This window comes from Snodgrassella sp. CS2 (assembly GCF_050310315.1).
GTDB classification, from domain to species: domain Bacteria; phylum Pseudomonadota; class Gammaproteobacteria; order Burkholderiales; family Neisseriaceae; genus Snodgrassella; species Snodgrassella alvi_E.
Genome location: NZ_JBNPBA010000010.1, coordinates 1 through 18774 on the forward strand (window position 1 = coordinate 1; position 18774 = coordinate 18774).

The following is an 18774-nucleotide window of genomic DNA, read 5'->3' on the forward strand; positions in this document are numbered from 1 at the left end:
TTATTTTTATCCAATCTGCCAATCCACTGTTTTAATAAGCTTTATTTTTACCGCTCTCGCCCCGGTTATTGGTCTTCTTTCAGTCATTTAACTCAATCCCTCACTTCTTATGACTCTTATCTTGCTTCGTTTGCGTTGGTGAGATGATTTGTAATATTTGCTGACGCTTTTCTTGGCTTAATTTGGTCAAATTTAATGTCTGCTTGGCGAGTACACTATATATCTCCTGCTCTGTTGTGTTTAATGCCTGCCAATGTTTTGCGATTGTGGTGCTATCGCCACGTTTTATTGGCCCTGTAAGGGCTTCTTCCGGAACCATTGTTTGTAGTTGGTTTAGATTTTGCTGCATGAGCTGATTTACCAGTCGTTCAGCCAGGCTTTTCGGTATAGACAAAGAAGTAAGTATATTACGTGCATATGCATTTAAGGTAACTAGAAAATTGGCACTGGCTGATAGTGCGGTGTGATAGCGGCTTTTCTGGTTTGCATCAATAATAAAGCTATTTAATTTTGCAGCCTGAGCCAGTTGTTGCAGTATAGGTAAAGCAACTTTATCGCCTTCTATGGCGCACATGTGTCCGGCTAATTGATTTAAGGCTATTTCGATTGAGGCAAAAGGAAATACCGGATGCAGGGAGCCTGCCAGCACTTTATTTTGGTTTGATTTTAATATTTTGCTGTCTAATGCACCGCTTAGGTGAATAACTAATGAATTGGGTGTTAGGCAATGATTTTGTTGAATTTGCCAGCTTATTTTTTCGATAGCCTGATCGCTGACACCTATAACATAAATATCAGCTGGCGGTAGATTGCTCAATTCTTGGCATAGTTGAACAGAAGGTATATGGTTTTTAAGATTTTGCGCTGTAGTGAAGCTGCGGTTCCATGCTGCCTGTATATTTATTTGCTTGCTCTGATGCCAGATGATGGCGAGGCTGGAGGCTACTTTACCGGTACCGATGATATTTACACGCAGTTGGGAAGACATATTGAGTTGTGGTTTGATGGTGGGGATATTGGTCATTATGGGTTTTATAGGGTTGATTAGGTAATTATTTTGCTGAAGGATATGAGTTGTAATTGAAGCCGCTTAACCAAAACGGTACACTTCGGTACTTACTCTTTATTCTAATCATAATTTTTTGGGCAAACACGTTAATGAAACCAGCTTTTAATGTGAAATCCGCGCGTCTAGATACTTTGTCGGTACAGTTGCTGACGGATGACCTGACTTTGATTAACCATGAATTAAAGCAACGTGCAGAGCGTTTTGGTAATTTGCGTAATATGCCTTTTACACTTGATCTGCACAATCTTACCAATCCGGAAACATTGGACTTGGCTAAAATTGTGGCACTGTTTTCACGTTATCATTTGCGTATTATTGCTATCCGTCATTCTGATGCAGCCTGGGTCAGCTTAGCCAAACAACATAATATAGCTTTCAGTATTTTACCGGAAGAACAGGCTAACAGTAGGGTTAAAGCTGTGGCTGATGCGCTGGTTCAGCCGTCTGCCGATGTTAATGACAAAATAAATTCTTCAGTTGCTGCAAGTGCTCTGCCTACGTTGGTCATTGATCGCACCATAAGAACAGGTCAGCAAGTATATGCGGAAAAATCAGATTTGATTGTTCTGGGTTTGGTCAGTGAAGGGGCGGAAATCATTGCTGATGGCAATATTCATATTTATGGTCCTTTACGCGGACGAGCTCTGGCCGGTGCGGCAGGGAATAAGGAAACACGTATTTTTGCTCAGTCTATGCAAGCTGAGCTGGTATCTGTGGCCGGTATTTATCGTATTTTTGACCAGCAGTTGCCGGCGCATCTGGATCGCCATCCGGTACAGATTTTCCTGCAAAATGACCGGCTGGTACTCAGTGCGATTCAGGCGCATTAGTTAATTCAGGGACACGCATCGGTGTGTGGCTGATTTGTGAATGTTTTGTAGATTCGTTTATATAACAAAAGGAATTTAATTGTGGCAAAGATTATTGTGGTGACGTCAGGTAAGGGCGGCGTGGGTAAAACCACGACCAGTGCCAGTATTGCAACTGGTCTGGCTTTAGCCGGCCATAAAACTGCGGTAATTGATTTTGATGTGGGTTTGCGTAATCTGGATTTGATTATGGGTTGTGAGCGCCGAGTGGTTTATGACCTGATTAATGTTATTCAGGATGAAGCTACGCTGAATCAGGCATTAATCAAGGATAAACACTGTGATAATCTTTATGTGTTACCTGCTTCGCAAACTCGTGATAAAGATGCACTGACCCGTGATGGGGTGGAAAAGGTGCTGAAGGATTTAACAACGAAGATGGGTTTCGAATATGTGGTTTGTGACTCACCGGCAGGCATTGAGCAGGGTGCGTTGATGGCCTTGTATTTTGCGGATGAGGCAATTGTTACCACTAACCCAGAAATTTCCAGTGTGCGTGATTCTGACCGTATTCTGGGTATTTTGTCGAGCAAATCCAGACGAGCTGAAACCAACAGTGAACCGGTAAAAGAACATTTGCTGATTACGCGCTATTCACCTGAACGTGTAGACAAAGGTGAGATGCTGTCTGTACAAGATATTCAGGATATTTTACGTATTCCGCTGATTGGTGTGATTCCAGAATCCCAGAACGTATTGCAGGCTTCTAATTCTGGCACGCCGGTAATTTTGCAGGAAAATTCGGTAGTGGCGGAAGCTTATAAAGATGTTGTTGCGCGCCTGCTGGGTGAAGACCGTCCAATCCGCTTTGTGGATGCTGAAAAAAAAGGCTTTCTCAAGCGTCTGTTCGGAGGTTAAGACATGTCTATAATGGATTTTCTTTTTGGCAAAAAGCAGCAATCCGCTCAGACAGCGCGTGACCGTTTGCAGATTATTATTGCGCAGGAACGCGCTACTCAGACTCCGGATTATTTGCCTACGCTGCAAAAGGAACTGTTGCAAGTACTTTCAAAGTATGTCCATGTTTCTTTAGACGATATTCATATTTCTCAAGAAAAGAAAGATGGTATGGATGTCTTGGCACTTAATATTACTTTACCGGAAACAGGAAAGAAAAAGGCCAGTGAATGACGCTGACTGAATTGCGCTATATTGTGGCTGTTGCTCAGGAAAAACATTTTGGGCGTGCTGCCCAGCGATGTTTTGTGAGCCAGCCTACTTTATCTATTGCAATTAAGAAGCTGGAAGAAGAGCTGGGGCTGACTTTATTTGACCGCAGCAGTAACGAGGTAATGACAACTGATGCTGGTCAGCGCATTGTGCTTCAGGCTCGCCGTGTGCTTGAGGAGGCTGACCGCATTAAGTTGATGGCCAATCAGGAGCAAAGTGAGCTTGAAGGAATTTTCAAGCTAGGGCTGATATTCACTATTGCTCCCTATTTGCTGCCAAAGCTGATTTTATCTCTACGTCAGCTGGCGCCAGAAATGCCTTTACAGCTGGATGAAAATTATACGGATGTTTTAAAAGAATCGCTTAAGCGAGGCGATCTGGATGCGATTGTTGTTGCAGAACCGTTTCAGGAAAACGGTTTGCAAACGATACCGCTTTATGATGAACCCTTTTTTGTTATTGTGCCTAAGGGTCATGCATTTGAGCATTTGGACGAGGTAACGCCGAAACAGCTGGGTGAGGAACGGGTGTTGCTGCTGACTGAGGGTAACTGTATGCGTGATAATGTGCTGGATAGTTGTCAGGAACTGGCTTCGCGCCAGAAAATTCTGGGCCTATCGAACAGTATTCAGGGCAGCTCTATCAATACCATCCGGCATATGGTGGCCAGCGGTTTGGGTATCAGTGTGATGCCAGCGACTGCTTTAACGGATAATGATCATTTATTATTCAGCATTATTCCTTTTTCAAAACCGACACCTGAGCGAAGAGTGGTACTGGCTTCGCGTCGTAATTTTGTCCGGCCTAAGGCTTTACGTATTATCAAATCAGCTATCTTGTCTTCGCAGTTGACCGGCGTGAAGTTTATCCATGATGTGGATTAATATCTCGCTTTTCTGAAAAACGTCTGTGTCTAAGCAGGCGTTTTTTCATTAGTCAGTTTGATTATCAGTCTTTTTCAAAATGGATAATTTGGTCTATAGCTATGGTTTGTTTTAGCAGATAAACCTGAAGCGTTTGAATGAGACATTTAGATTTTAAAGGAATTTTGCATGATTGCTTTAATACAACGCGTTAAGCAAGCTAATGTGGAAGTGAATGGCGAAACAGTTGGTCAGATAAAACAGGGATTACTGATTTTATTAGGTGTTGAACAGGGAGACGATACACAAAAGGCTGAACGTCTTTGCGATAAGGTACTTGGTTACCGTGTTTTCAGTGATCAGGATAATAAAATGAATCTGAATGTTAGGCAGATAGGCGGGCAAGTATTGGTGGTATCACAATTTACACTGGCTGCAGACACTAAAAAAGGCACCAGACCTAGCTTTACTAGAGGTGCTGCGCCGGCTGCAGCGGAACGCTTGTATGATTATTTCGTTGAATTGTGTCAAAGGCAGATTTCCACTGAAACCGGTATTTTTGCAGCCAATATGCAGGTCTCTTTGGTAAATGATGGACCGGTAACTTTCTGGCTTCAGGTTTGATAATTTTCTACGATTGTTTTTACTATTTTGTAATCAGTGATATTTAATAACGGTTTAATTCCTGCCTGAGTACGCGGATATTGGCCTGCCTATCATTAACATTCTGCTGCCAACGCTGAATCTGAACGGCGACACCTTGTTTTTGCGCTTGACGCAGTTGCTGTTGTGCAGCAGCCAGTGCCCGCTGTTCACTGACGATATCACGTTGTACAAGCTGTTTCGGTGTTGGCTTGGGTACGATGATTATTTTGGCTGGAACGGTAGGTTGGTTATTTTTGATTTTAGGTGATGCTTCTGACTTCGGCATTTGCTGACGCAGTAGAATGCCGATTTTAGGAGCTGGCGGGGTTTTCATTAAGTCGCCATCACGTCCGAATTCAGCGCTGTACCATAACCGCTGTAACTGTTCTAAACCAGGTGCATTCTGATTTTCTAATGAATATTTTTTTAAATTGTCACCATCGGTAGGCGGATGTTTGGCTATCTGGCAGTGCACGTCTAAAGGTTTAGTTGTGTAACTGACATGGTTATTGGCCAATGGACATGCATACCATGTCACTTGTGTCGGTTCGCTAGCGGCAACATTGGCAGTTGAATTATCTTCTGCCCAAGCTAGATTTAAATATGTTGACAATAGTATGCCTAAACTGAGATGGAGTCTGAGTTTGAACTTGTTTTGCATGGCTAAGGCTCATTGCATCTTACGTCTAATCTGAATCAAACACCCTAAACAAGTTTGTATCACATTTATTCTGCTTTTGGTATTTAATTCCAAATTATACCTGTATGGTATCTGGATATATTTTTGTAACAAATTATTGATGTATCTTTGCTTCCTTTAATTTTATTATACCAAAAACATAATTATCATGTTTCTTGTTGCGGTGGAATCTGGTACTTTCTATTGTTTGATAATGTATTTGAGTAGCGGTTTTTAATGTTGGGCGCAAAAACAGCCTTGCAGATGATCATTAACTAGTCCCATTGATTGCATAAATGCATAACAAGTGGTGGGACCGACAAAACTAAAACCGCGTTTTTTCAGCGCTTTTGACATGGCCGTACTTATTTTTGTCTGAGTCGGCACTTCGGATAAATGCGAATAATGATTGATAATCGGCTGATGATTGACAAACGACCAGATAAAATTAGCAAAATCTTCTCCCTGTTCTTGCATGGAAAGATAGGCATGCGCATTATGGATAATTGCCTGTAATTTGCCCGGATGGCGTATTAGTCCCGGATTTCGGAGTAATGGCTCAATATCATTGATGGTTATAATTTTTTGCGGATTGAAATCATAAAAGCAACGCCGGTATTCAGCACGTTTTTTTAATACCGTTATCCATGATAGTCCGGCCTGCTGGCCTTCTAGACAGATTTTTTCAAACAATTTCTGGCCGTCTTTCTGCACCTGCCCCCATTCATTATCATGGTACTGCTGATATAGTGGATCAGCGTTGACCCATTCACATCTTGTTATTTGTTTTTGCATTTTATGTTTGGCACTGGAATAAAGGAATTAATCTGTCTGAACATTTATGATATTTAGTTTAAGTATGTCTGAATGAGTGTCACGATGCCTAATAGACAGAACAAGACGCAGGCACCTATGCGGATGCGGTTTAAGGGCAATCGTTGCATGAGCCAATTACCAAAAAATATCACTGGAACATTTGCCAACAATAAGCCTGCTGTACTGCCCATAACTACAGAAAATAAATCCCGATACTGTGCTGCCAGCAATATGGTAGCAATTTGGGTTTTATCCCCTACTTCAGCCAGAAAAAACAAAACAGATGTAGCCACAAACGGCCCGTAGCGCATGAATCGGGTATCTACACCATCATCCTTATCTGGTTTTAATAGCCACAATCCCACGACTAAGAAACTGATACCGACTACCCAGCCCATTAACTGCGGGGTAAAAAATCGTGCGACTTCTACGCCAAACCATGCTGAAACAACGTGATTAAGTAATGTGGCACATAACATACCAGCAATAATGGCATATTTACGCGCAAAGCGGGTAGCCAAAAATAATGTCAGTAATTGAGTTTTATCGCCAATCTCAGCCAGTGCAACGGGAACAACGGAAGAAAGAAAAGCATGAATCATTATGAGATACCGTAGGCGGGCATAGACAAAAGACACGATAAAACGCCCGCCATTGCAGTTTTATCCTGTCTCAAGTCTCGTTAATCCACCATCTGGTTAGACGTTACGACCATACAGCAAATGCTGCAAATATGTTGATCGTAACCACAGGTATTGGAGATATTACCTGTGAAACTACTCCCTTAAGGCACTGCATCATAACCGAATCCGGACGATATTAACAAGCGAATTTCTGAATTGACGCATTAAATTTGATTTTAAACAATAAAACAGGCTGCCAAACCTTTTGGCAGCCTGCTGCTGTGAAGATAACAGATTAATAGTAACCCAAAACTTTCCACCAAACTCCGCCAATTACAACGAAGATAGCAAGTTCAATCACGCTCATGATGAAACCAATTTTCCACCATTCACCTAGGGTCACAAAGCCGGAACCGAATACTACAGGTGAGGTACCGGTAGCGTAATGAGTTAGGGTCATCATAATGCTGGAAGCAGCAGCCATCATCAGCGCAAACAGCATGGGCGGCGCACCCAATGCCAGACCGGCTGAGTAAAAGGCGGCAAACATAGCGGTAATATGAGCCGTGGTGCTGGCAAACATATAATGTGCATACATATACGCCAGTAATAATAGTGTACAGGCACCCATCCAGCCCATACCCAGACTACCAATACTGCTTTCCAGTACGCCGGAGAACCATGTAATCAGTCCCAGTTTATTCAGGAACGTTGCCATCATTACCAATGCAGCAAACCAAGTGATGGTATCCCACGCACTTTTTTCTTTCAGGATGTCATCCCAGCTCAATACGCCGGTTAAAAGAAGAAGCGACAAACCGATAAACGCGGTGGTGGTCGGATCTACCGCAAAGGATTTACCGAACAGCATGGCCGGAATACCTGCCCACAGAATCAGCAATACCGCAAAAATACCCAGCATGATTTTTTCATCACGTGTCATCGGGCCCTGTTCTTTCAAACGCTCTTTGGCAAAAGCCACTGCATTCGGAGTGTGCTTGATTTCAGGCGGATACAACCAGTAGATAATCAGCGGCATCAAGAACATCGCTACTAAACCGGGTACCAGCATGGCCAGCGCCCAAGTACCCCAAGAAAGATGAATATCGCTGTTGGTGGCTTTGGCTACCAGATCCACAATCAAAGGATTGGGTGCTGTAGCGGTAATAAACATAATTGAACTGATGGGATTAGCGTGGTAATTTACCAATGCCAGAAATTTACCCATGCGTTTTTCGGTGCCCTTTTCAGGGTCTGAATCATAGCTGGATGCTATAGATTTCATGATTGGGTGAATGATACCACCACCACGGGCTGTATTACTGGGGGTTACTGGAGCCAATAATAGTTCCACCACTGCCAGACTATAGGCCACACCTAAGGTACGTTTACCCCACAAGCCGATAAACAGGTAGCCGACACGAGCGCCCAAACCAGTTTTCAGCAAACCACGAGAAATCATGATTGCTACGCCAATCAGCCAGATAAGTGGATTACCAAAGCTGCTTAAAGCATCATTCATGGCTTTGCTGGGTGTGTCTGCAGTAACACCAGTTACGGCTACCAGCATAATAGCGATGATAGACAGCGCACCAATGGGCATAGCTTTGCCGATAATAGCTGCAATCACACCAACAAACATAGCCAGCAAATGCCAAGCTTGAGGAGAAACCCCTTCTGGTACCGGGATGGCAAACCAGACTATCAGGCCGATTAACAGCGCTACGGCAGCGGGAATGGGCTTGAACCCAATTTTGACAGGCATACAACTTACTCCTAATCATGAAGAAATAGATACAGCCAGACAGAAATCATTAATGTCTTGAGTGATTGTAAACTCATATTGAAAAACACCGTCTGACATAGCGCAAATTAGTATCAGACGGCATTGACAAAAGCAGGATGATTTTACTGTTTAAGCCTGAATGAATATAACATACAACCATGTAAGCAAACGCTATTGATATTAAAGCAGACATTAGGGGTGCAATAATTTGGATAAAATTTGCAAAACTATGCTTGAAATCGTATCAGGTATACCCATTTACGATTCATTAGCAATAGTATAACGGTGGTTTCATACTGCCTATTTGCAACTGTAAGATAATGCTGCAAATCACGAAATTAAATAATTAGGAGATTTTAAATATGGCAAAAGTAATCGGTATTGATTTGGGTACGACCAACTCATGTGTTGCCATTTCAGAAGGTGGCCAGACAAAAGTAATTGAAAATGCGGAAGGTGCACGTACCACACCTTCTGTTGTTGCTTATCTGGACGACAATGAAATTCTGGTTGGTGCACCGGCCAAACGTCAGGCAGTCACTAACCCTAAAAACACTATTTATGCAGTAAAACGTCTGATTGGACGTAAATTCGACGATGCTGAAGTACAGCGCGATATCAAATCCATGCCTTTCCAGATTGTTAAAGCCAATAACAACGATGCATGGGTGGAAGCACATGGTGAAAAACTGTCTCCTCCGCAGGTTTCTGCTGAAGTACTGCGTAAAATGAAAAAAGCAGCCGAAGATTATCTCGGTGAAAAGGTTACTGAAGCTGTTATCACTGTGCCAGCCTATTTTAACGACAGTCAGCGTCAGGCTACCAAGGATGCCGGCCGTATTGCTGGTCTGGATGTAAAACGCATTATCAACGAACCTACAGCTGCTGCTCTGGCCTTTGGTATGGACAAAGGCGAAAAAGGCGACCGTAAAATTGCCGTTTACGACTTAGGTGGCGGTACTTTCGATATTTCCATTATTGAAATTGCCGAAATTGATGGCGACAAACAGTTTGAAGTACTGGCTACCAATGGCGATACCTTCCTTGGTGGTGAAGATTTCGATCAACGTTTGATTAACTACATCATCGATGAATTCAAAAAAGATCAGGGTATCGACCTGAAAAATGATGTAATGGCATTGCAACGTCTGAAAGAAGCCGCTGAAAAAGCCAAAATTGAACTTTCCAGTGGACAACAAACTGAAATCAACCTGCCTTACATCACCATGGATGCGACTGGCCCGAAACATCTGGCCATGAAAATCACCCGTGCCAAATTTGAAAGTCTGGTTGAAGATCTGATTACCCGTTCTATCGAACCTTGCCGTACTGCCATCAAGGATGCCGGTTTAAGTGTGAACGACATTAACGATGTGATTTTGGTAGGTGGTCAGAGCCGCATGCCAAAAGTACAGGAGGCTGTAAAAGATTTCTTTGGTAAAGAACCGCGTCGCGACGTTAACCCTGATGAAGCAGTGGCTGTTGGTGCAGCAATTCAAGGGGCAGTACTGGCCGGTGACCGTAGCGACGTATTGCTGCTGGACGTAACCCCGTTGTCTTTGGGTATCGAAACCATGGGCGGTGTGATGACCAAGCTCATCAATAAAAACACCACTATTCCGACCAAAGCAACTCAGACATTCTCTACTGCTGAAGACAATCAAAGTGCTGTAACCATTCATGTATTGCAGGGTGAACGTGAACGTGCTTCTGCTAATAAGAGTCTGGGACAGTTTAATCTGGGTGACATTCCGCCGGCTCCACGCGGTGTACCACAAGTAGAAGTAACTTTCGATATCGATGCTAACGGTATTTTGCATGTTTCTGCCAAAGATAAAGGTACAGGTAAAGAAGCTAACATTACTATTCAAGCTTCATCTGGATTGAGCGAAGAAGAAATCGAACGCATGGTAAAAGATGCAGAGGCCAATGCAGAAGAAGACCGCAAACTGGCTGAATTGGTAAGCAGTCGCAATCAGGCCGAAGCTCTGATTCACTCAGTGCAGAAATCTTTGAGCGAATACGGTGATAAACTTGATGCAGCTGAAAAAGAAAAAATCGAAGCAGCCATTAAGGAAGCTGAAGAAGCTGTTAAAGGTGAAGACAAAGCTGCAATTGATGCTAAATCAGAAGCACTGGGTGCAGCCAGCCAGAAGCTGGGCGAAATGATGTATGCTCAGGCTCAGTCAGAAAGCCAACAGGCTGGAGCACAAGCAGATCAGGCTCAAAGCAAAGGTAACGATGATGTTGTTGATGCTGAATTTGAAGAAGTAAAAGATAAAGAGAAAAAAGACTAAGTTTTTCCTTTAAAATAAAACCCCGCTAACTAGCGGGGTTTTATTTTAGGCGCGTCATGGAAGAGAAAGTCTTTTTACTGAGAATAATATTGCTCATAAGCTGAATTTGGATATTAAGAGGAGTATAAATAAGTATGCAGGCATACGTTCTGGCTACTAACAAAATGTTGCTTTACTCTTCAGATTTTGGTTAACCTAGCAAATACCCTGCGTGATTGTAAAAAAAACAGACATGTCTGTGAAACGGCCGTTACAATAAGTACATTAATTATTGACTATAAATATATTTCTACCGGAGTAAAAGATGAACTTTTATATTTTGCTTATCCTGCTGGGCGTTTGCTGTGCCATTTTAACAGCCGGATTTTGCGGACGTTCTCAGCGCTGGGGACCGTGGACTATGCTGGCAGGCATCAGCTGTCTGCTGATTCTGATTATGTTGATGATTTATAAATTGTCCCGTGTTGTCGGTTTGTAACTTACTGGTGTTCAGTCCGTAAGATTCAGGCGAAAATTCAGGATAATAATTACATTTACCAAAAAACTGAAAATTAGGTATCTACATGCAAAACAAATTAAGCAAAATAACCTGTATTGAAGATTTGCGCAAAGTGGCCAAGCGCAAAGTACCGAAAATGTTTTACGACTACGCAGATACTGGTTCATGGACAGAAACTACCTATCATGCCAATACCACCGATTTTCAGCCGATTAAGCTGCGTCAGCGTGTACTAACTGATATGACCGGCCGTACACTGGAAACTTCTATGGTAGGGCAAAAAGTGAAAATGCCGGTTGCAATCGCTCCTACTGGCCTGACTGGTATGCAGCATGCCGACGGAGAAATTCTGGCGGCGCGCGCTGCTGAAAAATTCGGGGTCCCATTCACTCTATCCACTATGTCCGTCTGCTCCATTGAAGATGTGGCAGAAAACACCAGCACTCCTTTCTGGTTTCAATTGTATGTAATGCGCGACCGCGAATTTATGCGCGACCTTATTCGCCGTGCTCAGGCTGCCAATTGCTCTGCTCTGGTAGTTACTGCTGATTTACAGGTAATGGGGCAGCGCCATAAAGACATTAAAAATGGTCTATCTACCCCCCCAAAACCCACCTTGCGCAACTGGATTAATCTGGCCACCAAACCGGAATGGTGTCTGGCTATGCTTAATACCCAACGCCGCACTTTCCGCAATATTGTTGGTCACTGCAAAGGCGTAGCTGACATGTCTTCACTGGCCTCATGGACAAGCGAACAATTCGATCCGCGTCTAAGCTGGAAAGACATTGAAGAAATCAAGAATTTATGGGGCGGTAAATTGATTATCAAAGGGATACTGGATGCTGAAGATGCTGAAATGGCGGTCAAATCCGGTGCTGATGCAATCGTGGTATCTAATCATGGCGGTCGCCAGCTAGATGGCGCTCCCTCTACCATTCACGCTTTACCCAATATCATCTCTGCCGTGGGCAACGACATCGAAGTATGGCTAGACAGTGGTATCCGTACAGGTCAGGATGTATTAAAGGCCATGGCCATGGGTGCCAAAGGTACACTGATCGGCCGTGCCTTTCTGTATGGCCTGGGTGCATATGGTGAGGACGGCGTAAGACGCGCTCTCGAAATCATCTACAACGAATTAGATACCACCATGGCTTTTACCGGCCACACCGATATCAAAAAAGTTAATACCGATATCCTGATACCCGGCACTTATCCTGTTGCCAGTTAATTCTGCTTAAATGAGCAAGTTTAAGGCTATTTGTCTATGACAAATAGCCTTTTCTGCTGTTACAGATAAATCAATCTATGTTTATCACCATTCTGCCGCCATACAAACAAGCAGCAACAGGTGACAAAGCCACAACAGGCGGCTATGCTTGCATTTTTATTGCTCTATAGGTTGTTATGAACATCACTGAGAAAATTGCTGACGAACTGAATGTAGCTGCGGCACGAATTCAGGCTGCGATTGACCTACTGGATGATGGTGCCACTGTACCGTTTGTAGCCCGCTACCGCAAAGAGGCCACTGGAGGACTAGATGATACGCAATTGCGCACCCTTGCCGAACGCCTTCAGTACCTGCGCGAATTGCAAGAACGTAAGCAGACTGTCCTGTCCAGTATCGAAGAACAAGGAAAACTCACTGATGAGCTGCGGCAAAGTATTGCTGCAGTAGATAACAAAACCGCGCTGGAAGATATTTATCTGCCCTACAAACCCAAACGCCGTACCAAAGCACAAATTGCGCGAGAACACGGACTGGCACCACTGGCCGAAGCTCTGCTCAATCAGCCGCAGCTGAATCCAGAAGCAGAGGCGCAAAACTATCTGAATGAAAATGTAGCCGATAGCAAAGCTGCACTAGACGGTGCGCGTGCCATACTGATGGAGCAGTTTGCCGAAGATGCTACGCTAATTGGCCATCTGCGCGATAAACTGTGGCGAGAAGGTGAAATCCACGCCACCGTACTCGAAGGACAGGAAAGCGCTGGCGAAAAATTCAAAGATTATTTTAATCACCGCGAACCGATACACAGTATGCCCAGCCACCGCGCATTAGCTGTTTTACGCGGACGCAATGAAGGCATACTGGCACTAAACCTAAAATATCAACCGGACGATAAACCAGTCGGCGAACAAAGTATTTACGAACAGTTGATTGCCGAGCAATTTGGTATCGCTGACAATAGCCGCCCTGCCGACCGTTGGCTGCGCGACACCGTACGCCTGAGCTGGCGCGCCAAAATCTTCCTATCGCTGGAATTGGACGCCCTCAACCGGCTAAAAGAAAATGCTGACCAGGCTGCCATCAGCGTATTTGCGCAAAACCTCAAGGATTTACTGTTGGCAGCTCCGGCAGGTCGTCTCACCACCATTGGCCTCGATCCCGGTATCCGTACTGGCGTTAAAGTCGCGGTAGTAGATGATACCGGCAAACTACTGGAAACCGCCACCATCTATCCCCATCAGCCCCGTAACGACTGGCAGGGTGCCCTCAACACCTTGATGCATCTGGTTAAACAGCATAATGTACAACTGATTGCTATTGGGAATGGCACCGCCAGCCGCGAAACCGACAAATTAGCAGGCGAACTGATACGCGCCTTGTCCGACCGCAAACTACAAAAAATTGTTGTCTCCGAAGCCGGCGCTTCTGTCTATTCCGCTTCCGCACTGGCTGCCAAAGAGTTTCCTGAGCTGGATGTTAGTCTGCGCGGTGCCGTATCCATTGCCCGTCGCCTGCAAGACCCGTTGGCCGAATTGGTGAAAATTGACCCCAAATCCATCGGTGTGGGCCAGTATCAGCATGATGTGAATCAGACCCAGCTAGCCAGAAGTCTGGATGCCGTAGTTGAAGACTGTGTGAATGCCGTTGGCGTAGATGTTAACACCGCTTCCGTAGCATTGCTGGCACACATTTCTGGCCTTAACAGCACGCTGGCGCAGAATATTGTCACCTATCGCGACCAGAATGGCGCCTTTGCAAATCGTCGAGCTCTGATGAACGTACCGCGGCTGGGCAGCAAAACTTTTGAACAGGCAGCCGGCTTTCTGAGAATCCAGGGTGGTGATGAACCTCTTGACGCCAGCGCCGTGCATCCAGAAAGCTACCCTATCGTCGCCAAAATGCTCCAAACCACGCACCTGCGTGCCGAAGAACTCATTGGCAACCGCAGCGCCCTCAAAACCTTGAAACCGAGCGATTATATCGACAGCCACGTTGGTCTGCCGACCATCAACGACATTCTTGCTGAGCTGGAAAAACCTGGCCGCGACCCTCGCGGCGAATTTCAGACTGCTACCTTTGCCGACGGTATTGAAGACATAACCGATCTAAAAAGCGGCATGATACTTGAAGGTGTGGTTAGCAACGTAGCTGCATTCGGTGCATTTGTTGATATCGGCGTTCATCAGGACGGTCTGATCCATGTTTCGGCACTGGCCAACCGCTATGTTGCCGACCCGCGTGACGTTGTGAAAGCCGGCGATGTGGTAAAAGTAAAAGTTGTCGAAGTCGATGTCGCACGTAAACGCATTGCTTTATCCATGCGCCTAAACGATGAAACCAAACCAGCAGCAACCAAAAGCGACCGCACACGCAGACAACAAGACAAAACCGGACATAACAGCGGCATCACAGATAATGCCATGGCCGCAGCATTTGCCCGCCTGAAACAATAGCTGGCACACCCATATAACAACAGGGGGATTGATACCCCCCCTGTTTTGTAGCCTAGCCAGCAATGCAGAACTAGCGACAGTCTTTACCAGACAAAGTGATGCTCTGCTGTGAATGATCCTGAAACGTATACACATAAACAAAATCAAATCCACCCAACAGCATTCGCCGTGTCAGAGGCTGACGACAGCTGTGCATGAGCTCTTTTTTCACAGAATCAACATTAAAATTATCTCGCTTACGCTTTTCGTCCAGCATCGTATATGAATAATAAATCGTGTGATTATGGCGTACAGCTGCATTAAACCTTATCTGCTTATGCTGCTGTGGCAATTTTTTTTGCAACACCATCAGCTGCTGATCAACAGAAGTGGTTAATGCTGGATCGATTACCAGCGGCATATGCCGCGGCTGGCTGGCGGCAGAAGCTTCCACAGCATCCACAGCTTGCTGATGGCAACCTCCCAGCAGACACAGATAAAACAGCCCGCAAATTATTTTTTTCATGGTACGCTTTCCGTAGTGGCAAATTCGTTATCCGGCTGTACGAACACTAGCACCGCCTCTCCCCTATAATTGATTGGATAACGAAAAAACAGTGTAGCACGTCCGCGCTAATTTTCTACTTGTTTAATCACCTGATTCAAATCGTCCATATTTAGGTTTTTACGCAGATACTCCTCGCTCTGGGGCAATGCAATTTCTATTGACTGCTTACGTTCAAACGCCAGCTCCGCTTTGGCAGCACGAAAATCAATCACATGTCCACCTAGTTTGCGTGTGGTATCAATAAAATGCAGATGGAAGCCGGCTACCGACAGCTCTTTGAAAAACTCCGGCGTCCAGAACCCAATCAGCGAACCGCTGACAGCCTCCACTGTATCCACCACCTGTTGCTCAAACACCTCAACCACAGACGGATAGGGTTTCTGCTGCGCATACGGGCGGCGGATTTTCAGTTCATCAAAACGGGCATTGATTCTCACCGCGACAAACACATTATCCATAGGCAAGTAGTTGGACAGATGGGTATACAGATTGTCTTTACAGATATCCACCACATCTACCACCTTGTCTGGTTGAAACGTGGTAACCTGCACAAATGGCAACAGCTCCTCATCGCCCATCACCTTTACCGTTTTATCGCCATCAGCCTCCAGAAAATCCTGATCAATAATTACCTCACCTGCTAACGCGTGCGAACAACCCAGACCAAAATTGCCATATTCTTTTACCTCCCCAACCGCAAATACCCCATCGAACAAGCCTGCCATCAAAGCATTAATCGTAGAAAACTGCCGGATTTCTTTTTGCATGTATATTCTCCTGCATAATTTATTTACATATTAATTAATTGTATTCCATTTAGCAGTTTATAGCTAATATCAGCCATCAAGCATTTGTCGAAAAAATGAATTATCAATAAATCAATCTACATAGATTTTTTCCTTAAATACGCTCTTCAATATTTTTCGGCAGATTAGTTTGCTTTATGAAGGGAACAGCTATTAACAATGCTATCAAATATCAGACTAACAGCATCTCAATAACAACATCACCTGCATGATTACATAACGCCTCTGTCCGGTATGTTTCATCGAACCAGCGTATAGAAAGTACAAATATTCAGTATTTATGAACTGGCCTCCATCAACTATTATTGTTAGTCCACACCCACTAATGTCGATACAAACATCAAAATAATCTGCAAACTATTCCTTGATCATTAGCGATTGTCCCAACACGAGCACTAGTTGCCACACTCACCGGCAACCTAAACGGAAGCATTAACTGTATTTAGCCTAAACTCGTCCACACAGCATAAACATATTGTCATAATATCTTTGTCAATAATGGAAAATATTGGCGGTTTTATTTTCATAGATTGTTCTTAACGAATATTGATAGTATCTGGAACAATTAATTTAATTTTGGTATAGCAATGAAAACCTTTATTTATTTTTTTCTCGCCGCTATTGCTGAAATCAATGGCTGTTTTTCTTTCTGGGCATGGCAACGTATGGGTAAGTCTGCATGGTGGACATTACTGGGCACGTTATCACTGCTGCTATTCGCATGGCTGCTCACTTTGGTAGAAAGCAATATCGCCGGCCGTGCCTATGCAGTATATGGTGGTATCTACATCTGCTCATCACTGCTGTGGTCATGGATAGTAGAAAAATCCATGCCAGATAAATGGGACATCAGCGGCGCACTGGTATGCCTCCTCGGCGCTGCCATGATTTTGATGGCACCACGCAGCTAAGATTGTAATTCATAATTTATTCAGACAGATTATCCCGTAATAAAGCATGGAAAGTGACAAGTAGGCAGCCTACGTCTAAACTTGTACTTTAGCTGAACAGACAATGGCTGTAGATAATTATGCTACTAAAAAGTTTACTTTCGCTGTCATTAGGTACTTTTGCGCTGGGCATGGCAGAATTCAGTATGATGGGTATTTTGCCGGATGTAGCTGCTACTTTGCATATCAGCATTGCACAGAGCGGGCATTTTATCGCTGCTTATGCGATCGGTGTATGCTGCGGTGCATGGCTGCTGGTATTAAGTTACCGCCTACCGCCGAAAACTATTTTGCTGTCACTGTCGGTACTGATTGCCATCGGCAATCTGCTGGCATCCATTGCACCCGGCTATAACACACTGCTCGTAGCGCGTTTTATTTCCGGCCTACCGCATGGAGCATACTTTGGTATCGGCTCGATTGTTGCCACTAAACTGGCGCCACCTGGCCGTTCCGCGCAGGCTGTAGCGATGATGATTGCGGGCATGACGGTAGCCAATCTACTTGGTGTACCCGTAGGTACGTGGCTAAGTCTGCATTTAAGCTGGCGGCTGGTATTTGCTTTGGTAGCCGTTGTGGCAATTGTGCTAATTTTCACCTTACAGCGTTTTATTCCGCAGATGGAACGGCTACCTGATACCGGCATTCTGGGGCAATTTCGTTTCCTGAAATCAGCCGCACCATGGTTGATTTTGGCGGCTACTACCTTTGGTAATGGCGGCATTTTTTGCTGGTTCAGCTATATCCGTCCCTTATTAACACAGGTATCCGGTTTCAATGGCAATCAGGTCAGCCTACTAATGGTACTGGCTGGTGCCGGTATGGTAGCAGGAAACTGGTGTGGCGGCCGTCTGGCGGATCGCTATACCCCCGGCCAGGTAGCTGCCAGTTTGCAAGGGCTGGCCGCAGTGTCATTGTTACTGATTTTTGTGTGTTCTTCTGTCGGCTGGCTGTCGGCCACACTGATGTGTGTATGCACATTCTGTCTGTTTGCAGTATCAGCACCACAACAGCTCCTATTGCTGCGCTTTTCGCCCGGTGGTGCACTACTGGGTGCAGCCAGCGTACAGATGGCGTTTAATCTAGGCAATGCCATTGGTTCATACAGTGGCGGCGTGGCCATCAGCCACCAATGGGGTTATCAGTATCCGGCACTGCTCGGGGTACCGTTAACTTTAATCGGCTGTGCCTGCCTATTGTGGTTTCACCGTCGCTACGAAAGTCAAGGACGATCAATCTGAAGCATACGGAGGTAATGATGAGCGATACAATACCGGAAAATATCCAGCAACGCCTGCAACTGGCAATTAAACATGGCAATCAGGCCGAGCAGCAGCGTCTGTGGCATGAGTACAGTAGCCTACAGGGCTTTAGCAACGAGTGGGTCATGTCAGCGCGACTGGGTCAGGACGGCTATACGGAGGAACAGGCACATATGGTAGCTTGTCTATTTGGCCGTTGTTAG

Annotated in this window: 19 protein-coding genes; 12 read left to right on the plus strand and 7 right to left on the minus strand. The window is 44.8% G+C overall.

All coding sequences use genetic code 11. From position 1 onward, the window contains the following. Positions 1-100: 100 nt before the first annotated feature. The gene (locus ACQP6D_RS10185) at positions 101-1024 is read right to left on the minus strand and encodes a Rossmann-like and DUF2520 domain-containing protein (protein ID WP_427858121.1); all 924 of its coding nucleotides are present in this window, start codon (positions 1022-1024) and stop codon (positions 101-103) included. Between the two features lie 134 nt (positions 1025-1158). Here ACQP6D_RS10185 and minC point away from each other — a divergent pair, with 134 nt between their 5' ends. The 5 genes from minC (at position 1159) to dtd (ending at position 4595) form a co-directional block, all read left to right on the plus strand. After that, the gene (gene minC / locus ACQP6D_RS10190; protein WP_367489642.1) at positions 1159-1899 is read left to right on the plus strand and encodes a septum site-determining protein MinC; all 741 of its coding nucleotides are present in this window, start codon (positions 1159-1161) and stop codon (positions 1897-1899) included. Between the two features lie 81 nt (positions 1900-1980). Next, positions 1981-2796, plus strand: a complete 816-nt coding sequence (gene minD, locus ACQP6D_RS10195) for a septum site-determining protein MinD (RefSeq protein WP_100140915.1) — start codon at positions 1981-1983, stop codon at positions 2794-2796. 3 nt (positions 2797-2799) lie between these two features. Next, positions 2800-3069, plus strand: a complete 270-nt coding sequence (gene minE, locus ACQP6D_RS10200) for a cell division topological specificity factor MinE (protein WP_100140914.1) — start codon at positions 2800-2802, stop codon at positions 3067-3069. Next, positions 3066-3992 (plus strand): hydrogen peroxide-inducible genes activator, encoded by a 927-nt coding sequence (locus tag ACQP6D_RS10205; RefSeq protein WP_100140913.1) that lies wholly within the window; start codon positions 3066-3068, stop codon positions 3990-3992. Before minE ends, ACQP6D_RS10205 begins: the two co-directional genes overlap by 4 nt. A gap of 168 nt (positions 3993-4160) precedes the next feature. Next, the gene (gene dtd / locus ACQP6D_RS10210; RefSeq protein ID WP_267391985.1) at positions 4161-4595 is read left to right on the plus strand and encodes a D-aminoacyl-tRNA deacylase; all 435 of its coding nucleotides are present in this window, start codon (positions 4161-4163) and stop codon (positions 4593-4595) included. Between the two features lie 43 nt (positions 4596-4638). Here dtd and ACQP6D_RS10215 read toward each other — a convergent pair whose 3' ends face one another. The 4 genes from ACQP6D_RS10215 to ACQP6D_RS10230 all read right to left on the minus strand — a co-directional run bounded on the left by ACQP6D_RS10215 (position 4639) and on the right by ACQP6D_RS10230 (position 8487). Beyond that, on the minus strand, positions 4639-5229 hold the full coding sequence (locus ACQP6D_RS10215) for a hypothetical protein (RefSeq protein WP_367417881.1): 591 nt from the start codon (positions 5227-5229) through the stop codon (positions 4639-4641). A 300-nt stretch (positions 5230-5529) separates the two neighbouring features. After that, positions 5530-6090, minus strand: coding sequence for a DNA-3-methyladenine glycosylase I (locus tag ACQP6D_RS10220; RefSeq protein WP_367421230.1), 561 nt, complete (start codon positions 6088-6090; stop codon positions 5530-5532). 53 nt (positions 6091-6143) lie between these two features. Then, positions 6144-6710 carry a TMEM165/GDT1 family protein gene (locus tag ACQP6D_RS10225; protein ID WP_267391990.1) on the minus strand — a complete coding sequence of 189 codons (567 nt, stop codon included), beginning with the start codon at positions 6708-6710 and terminating at the stop codon, positions 6144-6146. A 319-nt stretch (positions 6711-7029) separates the two neighbouring features. After that, positions 7030-8487: a DASS family sodium-coupled anion symporter gene (locus ACQP6D_RS10230; RefSeq protein ID WP_267391989.1), complete on the minus strand. Its 1458-nt coding sequence runs from the start codon at positions 8485-8487 to the stop codon at positions 7030-7032. Between the two features lie 395 nt (positions 8488-8882). Here ACQP6D_RS10230 and dnaK point away from each other — a divergent pair, with 395 nt between their 5' ends. From dnaK to ACQP6D_RS10250, 4 genes are all read left to right on the plus strand, one after another. Then, a complete protein-coding gene (dnaK, locus tag ACQP6D_RS10235) occupies positions 8883-10817 on the plus strand; it encodes a molecular chaperone DnaK (protein WP_370469893.1) in 1935 nt (644 codons plus the stop codon). Between the two features lie 304 nt (positions 10818-11121). Continuing rightward, the gene (locus ACQP6D_RS10240) at positions 11122-11295 is read left to right on the plus strand and encodes a hypothetical protein (protein WP_267409064.1); all 174 of its coding nucleotides are present in this window, start codon (positions 11122-11124) and stop codon (positions 11293-11295) included. An 85-nt stretch (positions 11296-11380) separates the two neighbouring features. After that, entirely contained in the window at positions 11381-12550 is a 1170-nt protein-coding gene (locus tag ACQP6D_RS10245) for an alpha-hydroxy acid oxidase (protein WP_370387752.1), read from the plus strand. Between the two features lie 176 nt (positions 12551-12726). Continuing rightward, positions 12727-15006 carry a Tex family protein gene (locus ACQP6D_RS10250; RefSeq protein ID WP_427858122.1) on the plus strand — a complete coding sequence of 760 codons (2280 nt, stop codon included), beginning with the start codon at positions 12727-12729 and terminating at the stop codon, positions 15004-15006. Between the two features lie 70 nt (positions 15007-15076). Here ACQP6D_RS10250 and ACQP6D_RS10255 read toward each other — a convergent pair whose 3' ends face one another. Both ACQP6D_RS10255 and budA read right to left on the minus strand, forming a co-directional pair. Further along, on the minus strand, positions 15077-15511 hold the full coding sequence (locus tag ACQP6D_RS10255) for a hypothetical protein (RefSeq protein ID WP_367412798.1): 435 nt from the start codon (positions 15509-15511) through the stop codon (positions 15077-15079). 107 nt (positions 15512-15618) lie between these two features. Beyond that, positions 15619-16320, minus strand: coding sequence for an acetolactate decarboxylase (gene budA, locus ACQP6D_RS10260; RefSeq protein ID WP_427858123.1), 702 nt, complete (start codon positions 16318-16320; stop codon positions 15619-15621). 626 nt (positions 16321-16946) lie between these two features. Between budA and ACQP6D_RS10265 the strand changes: the two genes are divergently transcribed. The 3 genes from ACQP6D_RS10265 to ACQP6D_RS10275 all read left to right on the plus strand — a co-directional run bounded on the left by ACQP6D_RS10265 (position 16947) and on the right by ACQP6D_RS10275 (position 18774). Next, positions 16947-17270, plus strand: a complete 324-nt coding sequence (locus ACQP6D_RS10265; RefSeq protein ID WP_427858124.1) for a YnfA family protein — start codon at positions 16947-16949, stop codon at positions 17268-17270. A gap of 119 nt (positions 17271-17389) precedes the next feature. After that, on the plus strand, positions 17390-18550 hold the full coding sequence (locus ACQP6D_RS10270; protein WP_371687791.1) for an MFS transporter: 1161 nt from the start codon (positions 17390-17392) through the stop codon (positions 18548-18550). Between the two features lie 17 nt (positions 18551-18567). Then, complete coding sequence (locus ACQP6D_RS10275; protein ID WP_267409058.1) at positions 18568-18774, plus strand: cyanate hydratase; 207 nt, start codon at positions 18568-18570, stop codon at positions 18772-18774.